We start from the raw sequence: 14,780 nt of genomic DNA, 5'->3' as shown, positions 1-14,780 counted from the left end.
ACCACGGTACGGACATGTGCGCCGCGCGCACGCTGGGAAGAAAGACGAGTCGCCGACGCGCGGCGCGACGAGCGCGGGGCGGCCCGCCGAGTACAGGAGCTGGCATGAGAGTGGCGATTCCGTTGACGGGCACCCGCGGCGACGTCCAACCCGCGGTGGCACTCGGCCTCGAGCTGCGCAGACGCGGGCACGACGTGCTGCTCGGCGCGCCGCCGAACCTGGTCGACTTCGCCACCCGCACCGGCCTGTCCGCCGTCAGTTGCGGTCCTGACGTGCAACAGCTCTACTCCTCCGACGAAGGCCAGCAGGCGCTGGCCGCGGGCAGCAGCTTCCGGCTGATGCAATTGGTCGGCAAGCAGATGGCCGACTACGCCGAGCAGATGAACCGCGAGGTGATCGACGTCTGCGCGAACGCGGACATCATCGTGTCGACGATGCTCACCGAGGATCGGGCCGCGTCGGTCGCCGAGGCGATGCGGGTGCCGTTGGTGTCGTTGCATGGTTTTCCGTGCCGGAAGAATGCCGCGTATCCGTTTCCCGGCGCGCTGCCGTCGCAGTGGCGGCCGCCGGGCGTGGTCAATCAGGCCACCTGGCTGCTCGCCGAGAACCTGCGCCGCGTCGTCTTCATGAAGTACCTCAACCAGCTCCGCAAGCAACTCGGCCTGCCGCGCTCGACCGCGAGTCCCGCCGCCGTGCTCGCCCGCGAAGGAGTGCCCGAGGTGCAGATATATGACCCGGCCCTGGTGCCCGGCCTGGCCGAGGAGTGGGGCGAGCGCAGGCCGCTCGTCGGCTTCCTGCCGCTGGAACGAACCGCGCGCGAAGCCCTCGGCGAGCTGGCCGCAGACCACGGCGAGGTGATCGCCTGGATCGCGGAGGGCGAGCCGCCGGTCTATTTCGGCTTCGGCAGCATGCCCATCCGCGACACCCATGCCGTGCTCGCCATCGTCGAGCAGGTGTGCGAAAGCCTGGGCATCCGCGGGTTGGTCAGTGCCGGCTGGAGTGATCTGGCCGCCGCCGACGCGGAAACCGGTGCGCGAGTCAAGGTCGTCGGCCCGGTCGCGCACGACATCGTCTTCCCGGTCTGCGCCGCCGCCGTCCACCACGGCGGTATCGGCACCACCTTCGAAAGCCTGCGCGCCGGTCTGCCGACGCTGGTCTGCTCGGTGTCGTTCGATCAGCCGATGTGGGGTGCTCAGGTCGAACGCCTCGGCGTCGGCGCGCATCTCGGTTTCCGCAAGCTCGACCGCGACGGGCTGGCGGCGGGGGTGCGCACCCTGCTCGAGCACGGCACCGCGCAGCGCGCGAAAGCTCTTGCGGGAGAGCTGCAATCGCATGCGGACGCGACTCCTCGAACGGCCGATATCATCGAGGCAGCCGCCGGGTGAGCAGGCGCGTGCTCAGCGGTGGAACCGCGGCATGAGTCCGCTGGCAACGGTGTACACCGATTCCGCCGTCATGTTCCGGCGCGCGGTGCGGCACACCCTGCGCAGCCGCGACACGCTGCTGATCTCGCTACTGCTGCCGGTGCTGATCATGCTGCTGTTCGTCTACGTGTTCGGTGGCGCGATTCAGGTGGACGGCCCGTACATCGACTACGTGATCCCCGGAATCATCCTGCTGTGCACCGGCTTCGGCGCGTCGATCACCGCCACCTCGGTAGCGACCGACTTACGCACCGGCGCGGTCGATCGCTTCCGCACCCTGCCGATCTACCGGCAAGCCCTGCTGGCCGGTCATGTGGGCGAAGGTGTCCTCCGCAACATGATCGCCGTCGCCATCGTGCTCGTGGTCGGCGTGCTGCTGGGATTCCGCCCCACCGCAAACCTTTTCGCGTGGCTTGGCGCACTCGCGATAATCGTTCTCTTCGTCCACGCGATCACCTGGATAGCGGTCGCACTGGGCCTACTGGCGCAAAACCCGGAGGCCGCAGGTGGATTCACTTACGCGATCATGTTCATCCCCTACATCAGCAGCGCGTTCGTGCCCACCGCTTCCATGCCGTCCTGGCTACGCCGCTTCGCCGAACACCAGCCCGCGACCCCGGTGATCGATACGCTGCGCGCGCTGCTCTATGGCACCGAGAGCGGCGCGCTATTGGCCGTGCTCTGGTCGATCGGCCTCGCCATCGTCGGATATCTCTGCGCCGCAATGCTCTTCGCCCGGCGATCACGCAACTGAGGCTCGTGTGCAGAGCCGCCTAAGTGGAGGTGTCGGGACGCGAATCCGTTCGGGCGCGTTCGCGTTCGGCCGCGGTGGCGAGGTAGTCGCCGAGTTCGTGGCGCAGGGTGACGTCCAGCGAGCGGGCGAGGGTGGAGTGCACCGAGGCGACAGCCAGCTCGCGCATCTTGCTCAACATTGTTGTGGTGTCGGCGATTTCGCTGCTGGTGTCGGGGAGCCAGCCGGCACCGTGTTCATCGATGATGTGCTGCTTGGCGGCGGTGATCATGATGTGGGTGATGTCGTCGATGCGGTCCGCGACCTTGGCGTATATCTCGATGAGAGTGCGCAGTTCCAGGCCGTACTCGTGCAATTCGGCGAACGAGGTGAGCAGCTGGGTTTCGGTGAACACCACGGTGTCACCCTCGAGCCGGACCAGTTTCATCTCGCGCAGGCGGTCGACGAGTTCGTCGGCCTCGGCGCCGAGGATGGTGCCGATCAGCTCGCGCGGGACCTCGAACGTTTCGTCCTTGGACCAGGACGCGGTCACCGCGTGCTGCAGGCCGAGCACCTCGGTGAGGTCCTTGCCGGTTTCCCAGCTGGTGATGAAGTCGCCGATATGCGCGGTGGTGAAACCACGCTGCAGCAGGGCGTCGATCAGCCGCAGTCGCTCCAGGTGCGAATTGTCGTAGATGCTGGCCCGGCCGTCCTTGCCGACGGGCGGGGGCAGCAGGCCACGTTCCTGGTAGGCGCGCACATTGCGGGTGGTGGTGCCCGCGGCGCGCGCGAGATCATCGATGCGGTACTCCACCGATTCCACCTCCTCGCCCACCGCGGCGCCGGATTGCCGACGGCCGAACAGCACGGTCAATGCTCAATTGCGGCGTGCACGGCCCTCGAGCTACCGCCTCCGGGCCCGTCGCTCACGCCGCGTGATCGACTGAGTCTATCGCCAAGGCCGTCGGCAACCGTCATCTAGGAAACCGCCGCGATCCGGGGCGTCCGTACGTTCCGGTCCGCCGCGACCACCGTGTAGTCGGCGAGGTCGACGGTCCGCAGCTGATTGACATACTGCGTAGCGAACCCCGGATACATGGTCGCGTTGAAGCCGTCCTCGGTGAGGTACCAGCTCTTGCAGCCCGAGTTCCAGGTGGTGCTGGTGAGCCTGCGTTGCATGCCCGCGTTGTAGCGGTCCTGCCGGTCCTTCCTGACGTCGAGGACGCGCAGATCCTGCTCCAGGATGGTGCCGATGGCACTGACCAGGTAGTCGATCTGGGCCTCCATGTACACCAGCGCCGAGTTGTGGCCCGGCCCCGAATTCGGTCCGAACGTGAGGAACATGTTCGGGAATCCCGACACGGCGACACTCTTGTAGGCGTACGCGCCGCCCGACCATTCCTCGGCGAGCACCCGGCCGTCCCGGCCGGTTACCGGGATCGGCGTTCCGGTCTTGGACACGTCGAAGCCGGTCGCGAAGACGATGCAATCGGCTTGGTGCTCAACACCTTCCGCGGTGCGGATGCCGCGCTCGGAGAGCGTGGCGATGGGCCAGGTGATCAGCTTGCAGTTGTCCCGTTGCAAGGCCGGGTAGTAGTCGTCGGTCATCAACAGCCGCTTGCAGCCCGCCCGGAAGTCCGGGGTGAGCTGGCGACGCAACCAGGGATCCTTGACCTGCCTGCGCAATTGGGCCTTGCCGACCAGCTCTACGACCCTGGTCAGCGGCGTGTTCCAGACGACGCCCAGCGCGACCGACTCGTGTCCGTAGAACCAGGCCTGCCTGGCAAGCTGTTCGGCGGCGGGCACCCGGCGGTAGATCTCCTTGGTCACCGAGTTGGTGCGCCGGTTGACCCTGGGCAGCACCCAGCCCGGCGTGCGCTGAAAAACCTTGACCGAGGCCGCTTTATCGACCAGCTCGGGAATGATCTGCACCGCGCTGGCCCCGGTGCCGACGACCGCGACCTTCTTGCCGGTGAAGTCGTAATCGTGATCCCAACGGGCACTGTGGATCTTGTGCCCGGCGTACTCCGCTATGCCTCGGATGTTCGGAAAGCTGGCGTTCGCCAACGGTCCGGACGCGAGCACCACGGCGCGGGCGCGCACCGTGCCCTGGCCGTCGATCGTGATCTCCCATTGCCCGGCCGCTTCGTCGAACACGATGCCGGAAACGTTGCTGCCGAACCGGAAATGCGGCCCGAGCCCGAACTCGGCCGCCATCGACTCGATGTAGCCCAGGATCTCGTTGCTGCCCGAGTAGGTGTGCGACCAGTCCGGGTTCGGCGCGAAGCTGTAGGAGTACAACCGCGACGGAATGTCGCACGCCGCACCGGGATAGGTGTTGTCGCGCCAGGTGCCGCCGATCGTGTCGCCGCGCTCGAAGATGGCGAAACCGTCGATTCCCTTCTGTTTCAGGCGAATCGCGGCGCCGATCCCGGCGAACCCGCCGCCGATGATGGCGACGTCTAATGTCTTGTTGCTCATATGCCTATGCCGCCGGCTCGTAGGTGACTTCCTTGACCCAGGTCGGGTCCTTGCGCAGCAGCGCCTTCGGCACCCTGGCGGTGATCTTCACCAGCGCGTCGGCGACCAGGTGGTACGGGTGGCCGCGGTCGATCACCCAGCCGCCCTGCAACTTCACCAGCTGATACATCGGCAGCCTGCGCGCGAATTCGCTGCGCTCACCGACATTGGCGTAGCGCTTGAGCGCCGAGTACAGCTTCTCCTCGTCGACGCCCATCTCGACGATGTTGTCGCGCATCTTGTTCAGCAGCGGCACGTAACTCAGCACGCCGATGATCAGCGAAGGCTTCAGCCAGCCGCCGACGAGATCGGTGGCGAGCTTGCGCGCCCGTGCGTGACCGAGCACATCCATCACCGCGAAATCGACGGCCAGATGCCGGGATTCGTCGTTGTTGATCTTCTTGAAGACCTCCTGGCAGACCGGGTCGTGGATCTCGTCCATGATGAACTTGACCAGCGCGCCGTCCAGCGCGACCTCGAGCATCGGAATGACGGTGCCGAGGAACGACAACGACATGCCGTCGGCGTACTTGTCCAGGAAGTCGATCACCAGCTTGACGTTGATGTTCGGCTGCGGGATCTCGTCGCCGTCGAGCATGCCCCAGCGGCGCATCAGCGCCAGTTCGGCATTGGCGTGCCGCTGCTCCTCGGCGTGGAAGTAGCGGTAGATCTCGCGCAGCGTCTCGGTGGGCGCCTTCTTCGCCATGGCGGCGAAGCCGCGCGCGCCGACGTTCTCGATCCACATCAGATCGGCCATGAACGGCTTGAGCTTGGCGTGCAGCTCGGGCGAGATCGTCTCGGCACCCGGTGCGTCCCAATCGATATCGGCAAGTGCCCACTGCCGGTCTTTGATCTTGGTGAGCATGTCGTCGAAGTCCATCGTGATGGCCATGTCAGACTCCTGTCTTGTCGGTGACCGAGGTGCGGTCGGTGGCGGGGGAGTTGTCCTGGGGCAGCACTCGATCCAGGAGGCCGAGGACATAGGTGTACTGGGCGGGGAAGTAGCGCTTGAGCCGCCAGACGACGTGGGCGTCCAGCTGCGGCAGCACATACAGCTGGCCGCGGTCGTGTGCGTCGAGGGTGTTGCGGGCGACGTATTCCGGGGAAAAGCCGGTCCAGCGCATAAGGGTGTCGGCCAGGCTCGCGGACTGCTGGGTGATCCGGCCGTCCTTGGCCACATTGGTCTTCACGAAGGTGGGGCACAGCACGGTCACCGCGACTCCGGTGCCGCTGAGCTCGGCCGCCATCGTCTCCGACAGCGACATCACGCCCGCCTTGGACACGTTGTAGACGGCCATCGAGGGCGCTGCGGCGAACCCGGCGGCGGAGGCGACATTGATGATCCCGCCCCGGCGCGCGGCGCGCAGCTGCGGCGTGAACACCTCGCACCCGTGCACCACACCCCACAGGTTGATGCCGAGCGCCCACTCCCAGTCCTCGAATCCGACCTGGCCGACGCGCTTTCCGCCGATGCCGACGCCAGCGTTGTTGATGACCAGGCTGACCGGGCGTTCGAACAGCGATTCGGCAAAGCGCGCAAGGTTTTCCACGTCCTCGCGGTGCGCCACATCGCAGCGGAAGGCGTGCGCGGTGCCGGGATGCTTGCGCTCGATCAGCGCGACGGTCTGATCGGCGCGGGTCTCATCGATGTCGGCGCAGATCACCTGGCCGCCGCGCTCGGCGATCTCCAGCGCGAAGGCCCGGCCGATACCGCTGCCCGCGCCGGTCACCACCGCTCGCGCGCCATACGTGCGCCGGGGCCGGTTGCCAAGGGGCAGCAGCTTTTCCAGTCCGAACATCGTCAGCTCACCTTCTCGGAGACAGTGCGGTCGGCCAGTGCGGCGCGCAGGAACTCGGCCGCGCGGGTCAGGGCCTGATCGGCTTCTGGCACCAGCGTCGGCAACGCCTGGAAGACGTGCACCTGACCCGGCCACACCTCCAGTTCGCAGCTGCCGCCCGCGGCGCGGACCATCTCGCACAGCGCTCGCGCGTCGGCCCTGAGCATTTCGGTGCCGCCGACCTGGACGAGCATGGGCGGCAAGGGCATTCCTGCCGGCACCGTCAGCCGCAGCCGGGGCAGGTCATCGGGCAGGCCCTGCGTGTACTCGCGCGGCATCCGGCTCGCGGCCTCGGCCGAGATGAGCGGATCACGGTGGCGCCGTTCCTGTTCGGCGGCCAGCCGCAGGGTGAGGTCGAACAACGGCGAGAACATCGCTACGGCCGCGGGCTGCGGGATGCGGTGGCGGTCGTTCTGGATGAGCAGGTCGAGCGCGAGGTGCCCGCCCGCCGAGTCGCCGGCGATCACCAGATCGTCGGCGGCATAGCCGCGTTCGAGCAACCAGCGGTAGCCCGCCTCGATATCGTCGGCTGCCGCCGGGAAGCGGTGTTCCGGCGCGAGGCGGTAGTCGGTGACGAAGACCGGGAGTCCGGTCTTGCGCGACAACTGCGCGGCCAAACCGCGATGGGTGCGCGCCGAGCAGATGACGTAGGCGCTGCCGTGGATGTAGTAGATGGCTTGCCTGCCGAAGGAGACCCCGGCGGCACGGACCCATTCGCCACGCACCGGCCCGGACCGAACCGGGGTGACGGCGGTGCCGCGGGGGACCGGACCGCCCACGGCCATGAAGGTGGCCACCAGCTTGCGGGCGAACCAGACGCCAGGGGCGTTCATCGGCACCGCGTTGTTCAGCGGACGTAACCCGATCTGGGTGGCCGCCGCGGCCAGCGTGGACCGTGCGGAGGCGGTGGTCGGTACCCCAGGTATCGAGGTCTTCGTTGACCTTGTCATGCGTTCAGCATCAGCGATGAATGTGCCAGTTGTCAATGGCACATTTGTTGCAGGCTCATCGCGATGCGGGTTGACCTGCGACGACGACCGCGGCATCAGCTGGGGTGCTGGTGCCGCGGTCGTCGAGGTTATTCAGTTATCGGTGGTTTACCGCGCTTTGCGCAGGCCCAGGTACTGCATGGCGGCGAAACCACCGACGGTCACCGCCTGTGGTGGTCATGGCAGGGGTTCCTTCGGTGAATAAGCTTGTGGCGGAGCGGGTTCGGTCAGGCTGCGGCGGGGACCTTGTCGAGGAAGCCGTACACGTTGGCGAACCGGCCGTCCTCGACGATGGCCACGTCGAAGCCGACGACCACGGCCGGGGCATCGGCGGGGCCGAGCTCCCAGGTGAACCGGACCTGATCGTGGTGGGCGTCCACCGGCCCGGCCAAGCGGAACGTCCAGCCGGGGAATTGTGCTTGCGCCGCGGCGATTCCGGCGTCGATGGCGTCGTGCCCGGCGACCGCCATCAGCGGGTCGGTGTAGCCGGCGGTCTCGGTGAAGACCCGGGCGACGGCGGCCTTGCGGTCGGTGGCGTCGGTGGTGTTCCAGGCTTCCAGGTACTGGGCGACGATGTTGTTCATGATGGGCTCCTTCGGGGCTGTGATCTGCGGTTTCGCTGTCGTTCTTGCTGACAGGAACTACGTTATGGCCGCAGGGGGGTGCCCCGAATCAGTCATCTATAAGTACTTTTCGCCGTCGGATACGTACGCCGGCGGTCTGGGAGTCAGTAGCCTCGGTCCGGATCGATGGGGGCCAGTAGGTCTTTGCCGGTGACGAACCGTCCGACGTTCGCGCACGCGTGGTCGGCGAAGGCGGCGAGCCGTAGCTGTGGTGGGTTCGAATCATGCGGCGTCACAATGGCATTCGGGAGCACCCAGAGCGGATGGCCGTCCGGCAACGGCTCCGGATCGGTGACATCGAGCCCCGCGCCCGCGATCGCGCCGGAGGCGAGCGCGGTGACCAGGGCGTCGGTGTCGATCAGGCTGCCGCGAGCGATATTGATGACCCACGAGTGTGGCTTGAGCCGGGCGAGCACGTCCGCGCCGATGAGACGGTCGGTCGCGGGGGTGGCCGGCGCGGCGACGACCACGTGGTCGGTGCGCGGCCACACCCGGGAAAGGTGATCGGTCGAGATCGTCTCGACCGTGTCGGGGATGCCAGGCCCGGTGACCGGTCGGCCGGACCGGTTGACCGCGATCACGTGCGCACCGAGCGGTGCGAGCATCGGAATCAGCGCCCGCCCGATGCCGCCGGCACCGACGATGGTGACCGTCTTACCGCGCAACGAACCGATGTGCGGGATGAAATCCTGCTGCCGCCAGCTGGCCGCCCGCAGCTGTTCGGGCAGATAGCGCACTCCCGCCAGCAACAGCATCAGCGCGTGCTCGGCCACGCTGGCCGCGAAAGCGCCTGCGGCCGAAGTGAATTGCACCCTCGGATGGGCGGCGATAATGCCCGCGTCGAACCACTCCTCTACCCCAGCCGCGGGCAGCTGCACCCATTCGATCGTCGCCGGCAACTCATCCGGGAACTGCCCCGGGGTCCCCACCCAGATCAACCCACGCGCCTCGCCCAGTCCGGCCACCCTCGCCCCGGCATCCGCGACCGCCTTCGCCAGCAACGCAGGAGGCGGATCAGCGGGCGCGATCGCTATCGCTACTGCCGGTCGGCTCATGGATAGACCTCCTTCGGAGCAGTACAGCGGGTGCGCAATGCGCTGGTGACAGCGCCGCAGCGACGTTATCACTGCCCCCGGTCCGCACCCCGCCTGCCGGGTGGGGTGGATCAGTCCTCGTCGAGGTCGGTTTCCTGGTCGAGGTCGGCGTCTACTTTGTCGCGGTCGGCCCATTCCAGTAGTTGATCTATGTCGAAGACCGCGTCGTCGATGCCCGCGTGTAAATCGCCTAGCTCGGCGAAGCGGGCGGGGACGGTTTTGATGGTGAAGTCGCGGGGGTCGACGTCGGGGATCTCGTCCCAGCGGATCGGGGCGGAGACGGTGGCGGTCGGCACGCCGCGGACCGAGTAGGCGGCGGCGATGGTGTGGTCGCGGGCATTCTGGTTGTAGTCGACGAACAGCATCTCGGGGTCGCGGTCCTTGCGCCACCAGGTGGTGGTCACGTCGTCGGGTGCGCGGCGCTCGACCTCGCGGGCGAAGGCGAGCGCGGCGCGGCGTACCTCCTTGAAACCCCAGTTCGGTGCGATGCGGACGTAGATGTGTAAACCCTTGCCGCCGGACGTCTTCGGCCAGCCGACCGCGCCGAGCTCATCGAGCACCTCGTGCGCGACACCGGCCACTCGCTGCACGCGCGACCACGGGCAGTCCGGCATCGGATCCAGATCGATGCGCCACTCGTCGGGGCTCTCGGTGTCGGCCGCGCGCGAGTTCCACGGATGGAACTCGACGGTCGACATCTGCACGGCCCAGATCACGTCCGCCAGCTCGTGTACGCACAGTTCGTCGGCGTGCCTGCTGTAGCGGGGGAAGAAGACGCGCACCGTGTTGATCCAGTCCGGCGCGCCCGCGGGCAGCCGCTTCTGGTGCACCTTGGCCCCGGCCAGACCCTTCGGGAAGCGATGCAGCATGCACGGCCGATCGCGCAGCGCGCGGACGATGCCGTCGCCGACGCTCAGGTAGTACTGCACCAGGTCGAGCTTCGTCGCGCCGGTCTCCGGGAAATACACCCGGTCCGGGTTGGAAATGCGGATCGTGCGGTCGCCGACATCCAGTTCGATGGCCGACGCCGCAGCCTTGCTGGCCACGCGTCCGACGATAGCCGACCCGGCACCCCGCCCGCCGTGTGAAAACGCGCTTCACAATATGCGGCACTCTGGTATGCATGACGGTATGAGTAAGGCGACGCGCGTGACCGTGACGCTGGATCCGCAGGTGGCCGAGTGGGCGAAACAGGCGGCCGACCAGCAGAATCGCAGCCTGTCCTCGGTGATCAACGCCTCGCTGCGCACCGCGCTCGTACACGACAGCCTGGCCAAGCTGGCCGTCGACGATGCCGCCGAGCAGAGCGCGGCCTACGACGACTTGAACGTCACCGAGGCGGCCGAGACCGACGCCCGCGGCGCCGCATGAGACGCGGTGAGGTCTGGCGTTATTCCCCGGCATTGCGCGACGGCACCCCGCTGCCGAGACGCATGTCGGTGGTTCTGGTTTCCGACTCCGCGGTGATCACCTCGCCGTACCGCTGGCTGCACGTCGTTCCGCTGCGCGACGCCGACCCCGGCCACGTGCTTGCCACATTCACCGAACACGGCTGGGCCGACACCCTCGAACTACATCGCGCCTACCGTCCCTGGCTCGCCGAGCAACTCGGCGAACTGACGACCAGCGAATCCGAATCACTCGACGCCAGGTTGCGCGCCACCCTCAGCCTGTAACTTCGCTCCTCGCGAACACCATTGTGACCGCCCGTCCGGCGAGCACACTGGACCTCATGAGAAAACTATTGCGAGCCATCCGAAGATTGTTGGGCGGCAAGGTGACCCCCGGCGGCGGTCGACCTGGACGCGAAGGCGGCGGCGGCACCGCAGGCGTCCGCGAACCCCGCCGCCCCCTACCCCCAGACAACCACCTGAGCGCAACCCGACGAATCGAACCCGACCCACCAACCATCACCCTCCCCGACCCCCGCCGCTGACCCGCACCTCCGCCCGGCACCCGAACCACAAGCAGGTGTGCGAAGAAGTCTCGGTTCAACGGGCTCAGGTTACCGACGCGAGGGCGAAGGGGAGTACGGCGTCGGCGCCTGCGGTGCGGAGGGCGTGGGCGGCGAGGGTTAGGGTCCAGCCGGTGTCGGAGAGGGTGTCTACCAGCAGGATTGGGCCCTCGATGTTGGTCAGGTCGGGGACGTCCCAGGAGTCGAACAGGCCTGCGACGCGGTGTGCCGAGTTGGCGGCGGACACCGGGGGGCGGTCCGGGCGTTTCGGTAGCGTGCCCAGGTCGTTGAGGCGGCCGATCTCGGCGAGACCCGCGGCGAGGGTGGCGGTCAGCACGGGGTAGCGCGCGGATTCCAGGGCCATTACCGAGGTGGGCCGGGTGGTCCATTTCCAGTCGCGCAGCACGGCGACGCAGGCTTCGAAGACCTTCTCGGGGATCGGATCATCGGGGCCGTCGAGCAGGGTGCGCAGGCGCTGACCCCAGCCGAGATCGGTGAGCCTGCCGAGCACGCGACCGGTCTCGGCACCGTTGGTGATCTTGCCGGACAACGGGATACCGAGCTTCGCCATCCCGGTGGGCCACTGCTTGCGTGGGCTCAGATCCAGTCCGGGACGGTCGAGACGGGCCCGGGTGGCGGCGACCGCCTCGGCGTCCACCGAGACGTCGGGCCGGGTGCCGGTGCAGTTGTCGCAGCGGCCGCAGCCGGGCGAATCCACTTGCCCCGCAGGCAATCCCGGGTCGTCCAGCTGGCTGCGCAGGAACACCATCCGGCAGGCGCTCGTCGACTGATAGTCGACCATCGCCTGCTGCTCGACCTCGCGGGCCTCGGACAGCCGCGCATAGCGTTCGGTGTCGTAGGTCCACGGCTGGCCGGTGGAGATCCAGCCGCCGCGCACCCGGCGCACCGCACCGTCCACGTCGAGCACCTTGAGCACCATCTCCAAGCGGGAGCGGTTCAGCTCGACCAGCGGTTCCAGCGCGACCGTGGACAAGGCCCGGTCGGTGTCGAGCGCGTCGAGCACCGAGCGCACGATGTGTTCGCGCGGAAACGCGACGGAGGCAAAGTAACTCCAGATCCGCGCGTCCTCCGGTCCGGGCAGCAGCACCACCTCGGCGCGCTCGGTGCCACGGCCCGCACGACCGACCTGCTGGTAGTAGGCGATCGGCGAGGAGGGCGCGCCGACGTGCACGACGAAGCCGAGATCGGGCTTGTCGAAACCCATGCCGAGCGCCGAGGTGGCGATGAGCGCCTTCACCTCGTTGTTCAACAGCGCCGACTCCAGCGCCTCGCGTTCGGCGGGATCGGTCTGGCCGGTGTAGGCGGCGACGGTGTGTCCATGCGAGTTCAGCACGTCGGCCAGGTCGTGCGCGGCCGCGACGGTGAGCGTGTAGACGATCCCCGAGCCGGTGAGCGTGCGCAGGTGTCCGCTGAGCCACGCGGTGCGTTCCACCGCGTCGTCGAAGCGCACCACCGACAGGTGCAGCGACTCGCGGTCCAGCGTGCCGCGCAACACCAGGGTGTCGGTGCCGATCTGGGTGGCGACGTCGGTGACCACCCGGTCGTTCGCGGTCGCGGTGGTGGCAAGCACCGGCACGTCCGAGCCGAGGTCGGCGATGAGCGTGCGGATCCGCCGGTAGTCGGGCCGGAAGTCGTGACCCCAGTCGGAGACGCAGTGCGCCTCGTCGATCACCACGAGTCCGGCGTCGGCGGCGAGCTTGGGCAGCACCTGATCGCGGAAGTCCGGATTGTTCAGCCGCTCGGGGCTGACCAGCAGCACGTCGACCTCGCCGGACGCGACCTGGCTGTGGATTTCGTCCCATCCGGTGACATTGCCCGAATTGATCGTGGCGGCAACCACACCCGCCCGTTGCGCGGCGGCGACCTGGTTGCGCATCAGCGCGAGCAGCGGCGACACGATCACCGTTGGCCCGCGCCCGGCCCCGCGCAGCAGCTTGGCGGCGATGAAGTAGACCGCCGACTTACCCCAGCCGGTGCGCTGCACCACCAGCGCGCGGCGCCGCTGCACCACCAGCGCCTCTATTGCCGTCCACTGATCCTCTCGTAGCCGAGCATCGGGCCCGGCCAGCTCGCGCAGCAGGTGTTCCGCGCGCTCGCGAAGGTCGGGTGCGGTGAGGTCGATCGCCGGGACATCGGTCGCCGTGGTCATGCGCTCCATCGTGCCCGACGGTACCGACAGCAACCGCGCGCGTCGCGCCAACCCGCCCCGGCCGTGCTTGTCGAAATCGATACCGGTCGGACTCTCGGTAACCGCCGCGATGTGTCCTACACTGCGTGAATCGCCGCGATGACACCGTGATCACCGGCTTCCGCGGCGGCGTTCACCACAAGTGAGCGCGGTTCGAAACGATTACGAGGGTTCCTGGTCGACGCCGAGGACGAGTCGAATGACCGAGCGTAGCGAGCGAACGATAGACACAGCCGAGCACTCGCTCGGCCCGGAGCCGTGGGTGACCGGGGCGCGGTCATGAACGGCTACCTGCGATTACTGCGGGATTGGTGGCAGGACGGCGTCGACTACCGCTGGGTGGTGAACGCCCTCGCCGACCGCTCGGCACTCGGCGTGGTGAAGTACGCCATCGGACTGTGCGGACTGGCGACGCCGCTGATCAGCGTGCTCACGGTGACGTCGTCGGCGGGTCCGCAGCACGTGCTCGGCCGGGCGGTGCTGTGGTGCATCGTGGTGGCGGCGGTGCTGTGGGTAGTGCGCTGGTGGTTGCTGCCGTGGCCGAGCAGAGTGGAATCGCTGACCTTGGTCGCGATCGGTGACGTGTGCATCACGCTGGTCTGTGTGCTGAGTCCGGGCAATGTCGTCCGGTCGGTCGGGATGATGCTGCTGCTGATCGTCGGCATCTATGTCAGCGCCTTCCACAGTCCGCAGGTGCTTGCCGGGCACACGGCGTGGTCGTTGGCGTCGGCGGTGGTGCTGTCGATTCCGCTGTTCGGTGTCGGCGATGCCGCGTCGGCGGTGATCATGATCCTCGGCATGGTCGCTGCCACGGTGGTGCCGCCCGGCCTGCAATTCTGCTACTGGGTGCTGCGCAGTGACATGCTCTCCGATCCGTTGACAACGCTGTTGAGCAGACGCGGATTCGAGTACCACTCCGCGATGACGGTCGGTGGCTCGGGGCCGGTGCCGGTCTGCGTGATGATGGTCGATTTGGATCGGTTCAAAGGGGTCAACGACGCGTTCGGGCATGCCGCGGGCGACAAAGTGCTGGTTCACACGGCGGATCGGTTGCAGCGCGTGGCCCCCGAGCACAGCATCGTCTCCCGGCTCGGCGGCGAGGAGTTCGCGATCGTCGCGCGCTTGCCCGTCCCCACCGCTGTCGATGCCGCCGAGCGACTACGCGGCGCCGTCGCCGAACCCATCGGATCGATTTCGGTCACCGCCAGCATCGGTATCGCCGTCGCCGACACGGGTGCCGACGGCTACCGGCAGAGCCGCCAGCTGGTGCAGGATCTGATCAGGTGCGCCGACAGCGCGATGTATCAGGCGAAGCAGCGGGGCGGCAATACCGTTGTGGTGGAGCACATCACGGTGCTGCAGGGTATCGACAACCATGACGTGACGCGGTCGGCGTGAG

Annotated in this window: 14 protein-coding genes; 5 read left to right on the top strand and 9 right to left on the bottom strand. The window is 67.6% G+C overall.

Annotation, left to right across the window (positions count from 1 at the left end; all coding sequences use genetic code 11):
- The first annotated feature begins 104 nt into the window (after window positions 1-104).
- Window positions 105-1,385, top strand: a complete 1,281-nt coding sequence (locus ACIA8C_RS33275; RefSeq protein ID WP_397141587.1) for a glycosyltransferase — start codon at window positions 105-107, stop codon at window positions 1,383-1,385.
- Between the two features lie 31 nt (window positions 1,386-1,416).
- Window positions 1,417-2,178 (top strand): ABC transporter permease, encoded by a 762-nt coding sequence (locus ACIA8C_RS33270; protein WP_397141585.1) that lies wholly within the window; start codon window positions 1,417-1,419, stop codon window positions 2,176-2,178.
- Between the two features lie 19 nt (window positions 2,179-2,197).
- Here ACIA8C_RS33270 and ACIA8C_RS33265 read toward each other — a convergent pair whose 3' ends face one another.
- The 8 genes from ACIA8C_RS33265 to ligD form a co-directional block, all read right to left on the bottom strand.
- Window positions 2,198-3,022 (bottom strand): MerR family transcriptional regulator, encoded by an 825-nt coding sequence (locus ACIA8C_RS33265; RefSeq protein ID WP_397141716.1) that lies wholly within the window; start codon window positions 3,020-3,022, stop codon window positions 2,198-2,200.
- Window positions 3,023-3,132: 110 nt separating this feature from the next.
- A complete protein-coding gene (locus ACIA8C_RS33260) occupies window positions 3,133-4,635 on the bottom strand; it encodes a flavin-containing monooxygenase (protein ID WP_397141583.1) in 1,503 nt (500 codons plus the stop codon).
- A 4-nt stretch (window positions 4,636-4,639) separates the two neighbouring features.
- Window positions 4,640-5,560 carry a ferritin-like domain-containing protein gene (locus ACIA8C_RS33255; RefSeq protein WP_397141715.1) on the bottom strand — a complete coding sequence of 307 codons (921 nt, stop codon included), beginning with the start codon at window positions 5,558-5,560 and terminating at the stop codon, window positions 4,640-4,642.
- A 7-nt stretch (window positions 5,561-5,567) separates the two neighbouring features.
- The gene (locus ACIA8C_RS33250) at window positions 5,568-6,473 is read right to left on the bottom strand and encodes an SDR family NAD(P)-dependent oxidoreductase (protein ID WP_396989244.1); all 906 of its coding nucleotides are present in this window, start codon (window positions 6,471-6,473) and stop codon (window positions 5,568-5,570) included.
- A 2-nt stretch (window positions 6,474-6,475) separates the two neighbouring features.
- The gene (locus ACIA8C_RS33245; RefSeq protein ID WP_397141581.1) at window positions 6,476-7,462 is read right to left on the bottom strand and encodes an alpha/beta hydrolase; all 987 of its coding nucleotides are present in this window, start codon (window positions 7,460-7,462) and stop codon (window positions 6,476-6,478) included.
- A gap of 266 nt (window positions 7,463-7,728) precedes the next feature.
- Entirely contained in the window at window positions 7,729-8,085 is a 357-nt protein-coding gene (locus tag ACIA8C_RS33240; RefSeq protein ID WP_397141579.1) for a nuclear transport factor 2 family protein, read from the bottom strand.
- 143 nt (window positions 8,086-8,228) lie between these two features.
- Complete coding sequence (locus ACIA8C_RS33235; RefSeq protein WP_397141577.1) at window positions 8,229-9,179, bottom strand: D-isomer specific 2-hydroxyacid dehydrogenase family protein; 951 nt, start codon at window positions 9,177-9,179, stop codon at window positions 8,229-8,231.
- A gap of 110 nt (window positions 9,180-9,289) precedes the next feature.
- Window positions 9,290-10,264 carry a non-homologous end-joining DNA ligase gene (gene ligD, locus ACIA8C_RS33230; RefSeq protein WP_397141575.1) on the bottom strand — a complete coding sequence of 325 codons (975 nt, stop codon included), beginning with the start codon at window positions 10,262-10,264 and terminating at the stop codon, window positions 9,290-9,292.
- A gap of 85 nt (window positions 10,265-10,349) precedes the next feature.
- Here ligD and ACIA8C_RS33225 point away from each other — a divergent pair, with 85 nt between their 5' ends.
- Complete coding sequence (locus tag ACIA8C_RS33225) at window positions 10,350-10,589, top strand: DUF6364 family protein (protein WP_379282483.1); 240 nt, start codon at window positions 10,350-10,352, stop codon at window positions 10,587-10,589.
- Window positions 10,586-10,894, top strand: coding sequence for a hypothetical protein (locus ACIA8C_RS33220; RefSeq protein ID WP_397141573.1), 309 nt, complete (start codon window positions 10,586-10,588; stop codon window positions 10,892-10,894). The genes ACIA8C_RS33225 and ACIA8C_RS33220 overlap by 4 nt, the downstream gene beginning before the upstream one ends.
- Window positions 10,895-11,218: 324 nt before the next feature.
- Here ACIA8C_RS33220 and ACIA8C_RS33215 read toward each other — a convergent pair whose 3' ends face one another.
- Window positions 11,219-13,342 carry a RecQ family ATP-dependent DNA helicase gene (locus ACIA8C_RS33215; protein WP_397141571.1) on the bottom strand — a complete coding sequence of 708 codons (2,124 nt, stop codon included), beginning with the start codon at window positions 13,340-13,342 and terminating at the stop codon, window positions 11,219-11,221.
- A 318-nt stretch (window positions 13,343-13,660) separates the two neighbouring features.
- Here ACIA8C_RS33215 and ACIA8C_RS33210 point away from each other — a divergent pair, with 318 nt between their 5' ends.
- Window positions 13,661-14,779 (top strand): GGDEF domain-containing protein, encoded by a 1,119-nt coding sequence (locus ACIA8C_RS33210; protein WP_397141569.1) that lies wholly within the window; start codon window positions 13,661-13,663, stop codon window positions 14,777-14,779.
- The last annotated feature ends 1 nt before the right edge of the window (window position 14,780 follow it).

The organism is Nocardia sp. NPDC051321, assembly GCF_044455225.1.
Taxonomy (GTDB): Bacteria; Actinomycetota; Actinomycetes; order Mycobacteriales; family Mycobacteriaceae; genus Nocardia.
This window is presented reverse-complemented; position numbering and strand designations above follow the sequence as displayed.

What these genes read in the sequence shown, in the direction of transcription:
- ACIA8C_RS33250 (WP_396989244.1), bottom strand. Translation starts at nt 6,473, where the DNA reads ATGTTCGGACTGGAAAAGCTGCTGCCCCTTGGCAACCGGCCCCGGCGC.
- ACIA8C_RS33235 (WP_397141577.1), bottom strand. Translation starts at nt 9,179, where the DNA reads ATGAGCCGACCGGCAGTAGCGATAGCGATCGCGCCCGCTGATCCGCCT.
- ACIA8C_RS33260 (WP_397141583.1), bottom strand. Translation starts at nt 4,635, where the DNA reads ATGAGCAACAAGACATTAGACGTCGCCATCATCGGCGGCGGGTTCGCC.
- ACIA8C_RS33215 (WP_397141571.1), bottom strand. Translation starts at nt 13,342, where the DNA reads ATGACCACGGCGACCGATGTCCCGGCGATCGACCTCACCGCACCCGAC.
- ACIA8C_RS33220 (WP_397141573.1), top strand. Translation starts at nt 10,586, where the DNA reads ATGAGACGCGGTGAGGTCTGGCGTTATTCCCCGGCATTGCGCGACGGC.
- ACIA8C_RS33275 (WP_397141587.1), top strand. Translation starts at nt 105, where the DNA reads ATGAGAGTGGCGATTCCGTTGACGGGCACCCGCGGCGACGTCCAACCC.
- ACIA8C_RS33270 (WP_397141585.1), top strand. Translation starts at nt 1,417, where the DNA reads ATGAGTCCGCTGGCAACGGTGTACACCGATTCCGCCGTCATGTTCCGG.
- ACIA8C_RS33225 (WP_379282483.1), top strand. Translation starts at nt 10,350, where the DNA reads ATGAGTAAGGCGACGCGCGTGACCGTGACGCTGGATCCGCAGGTGGCC.
- ACIA8C_RS33245 (WP_397141581.1), bottom strand. Translation starts at nt 7,462, where the DNA reads ATGACAAGGTCAACGAAGACCTCGATACCTGGGGTACCGACCACCGCC.
- ACIA8C_RS33240 (WP_397141579.1), bottom strand. Translation starts at nt 8,085, where the DNA reads ATGAACAACATCGTCGCCCAGTACCTGGAAGCCTGGAACACCACCGAC.
- ACIA8C_RS33210 (WP_397141569.1), top strand. Translation starts at nt 13,661, where the DNA reads ATGAACGGCTACCTGCGATTACTGCGGGATTGGTGGCAGGACGGCGTC.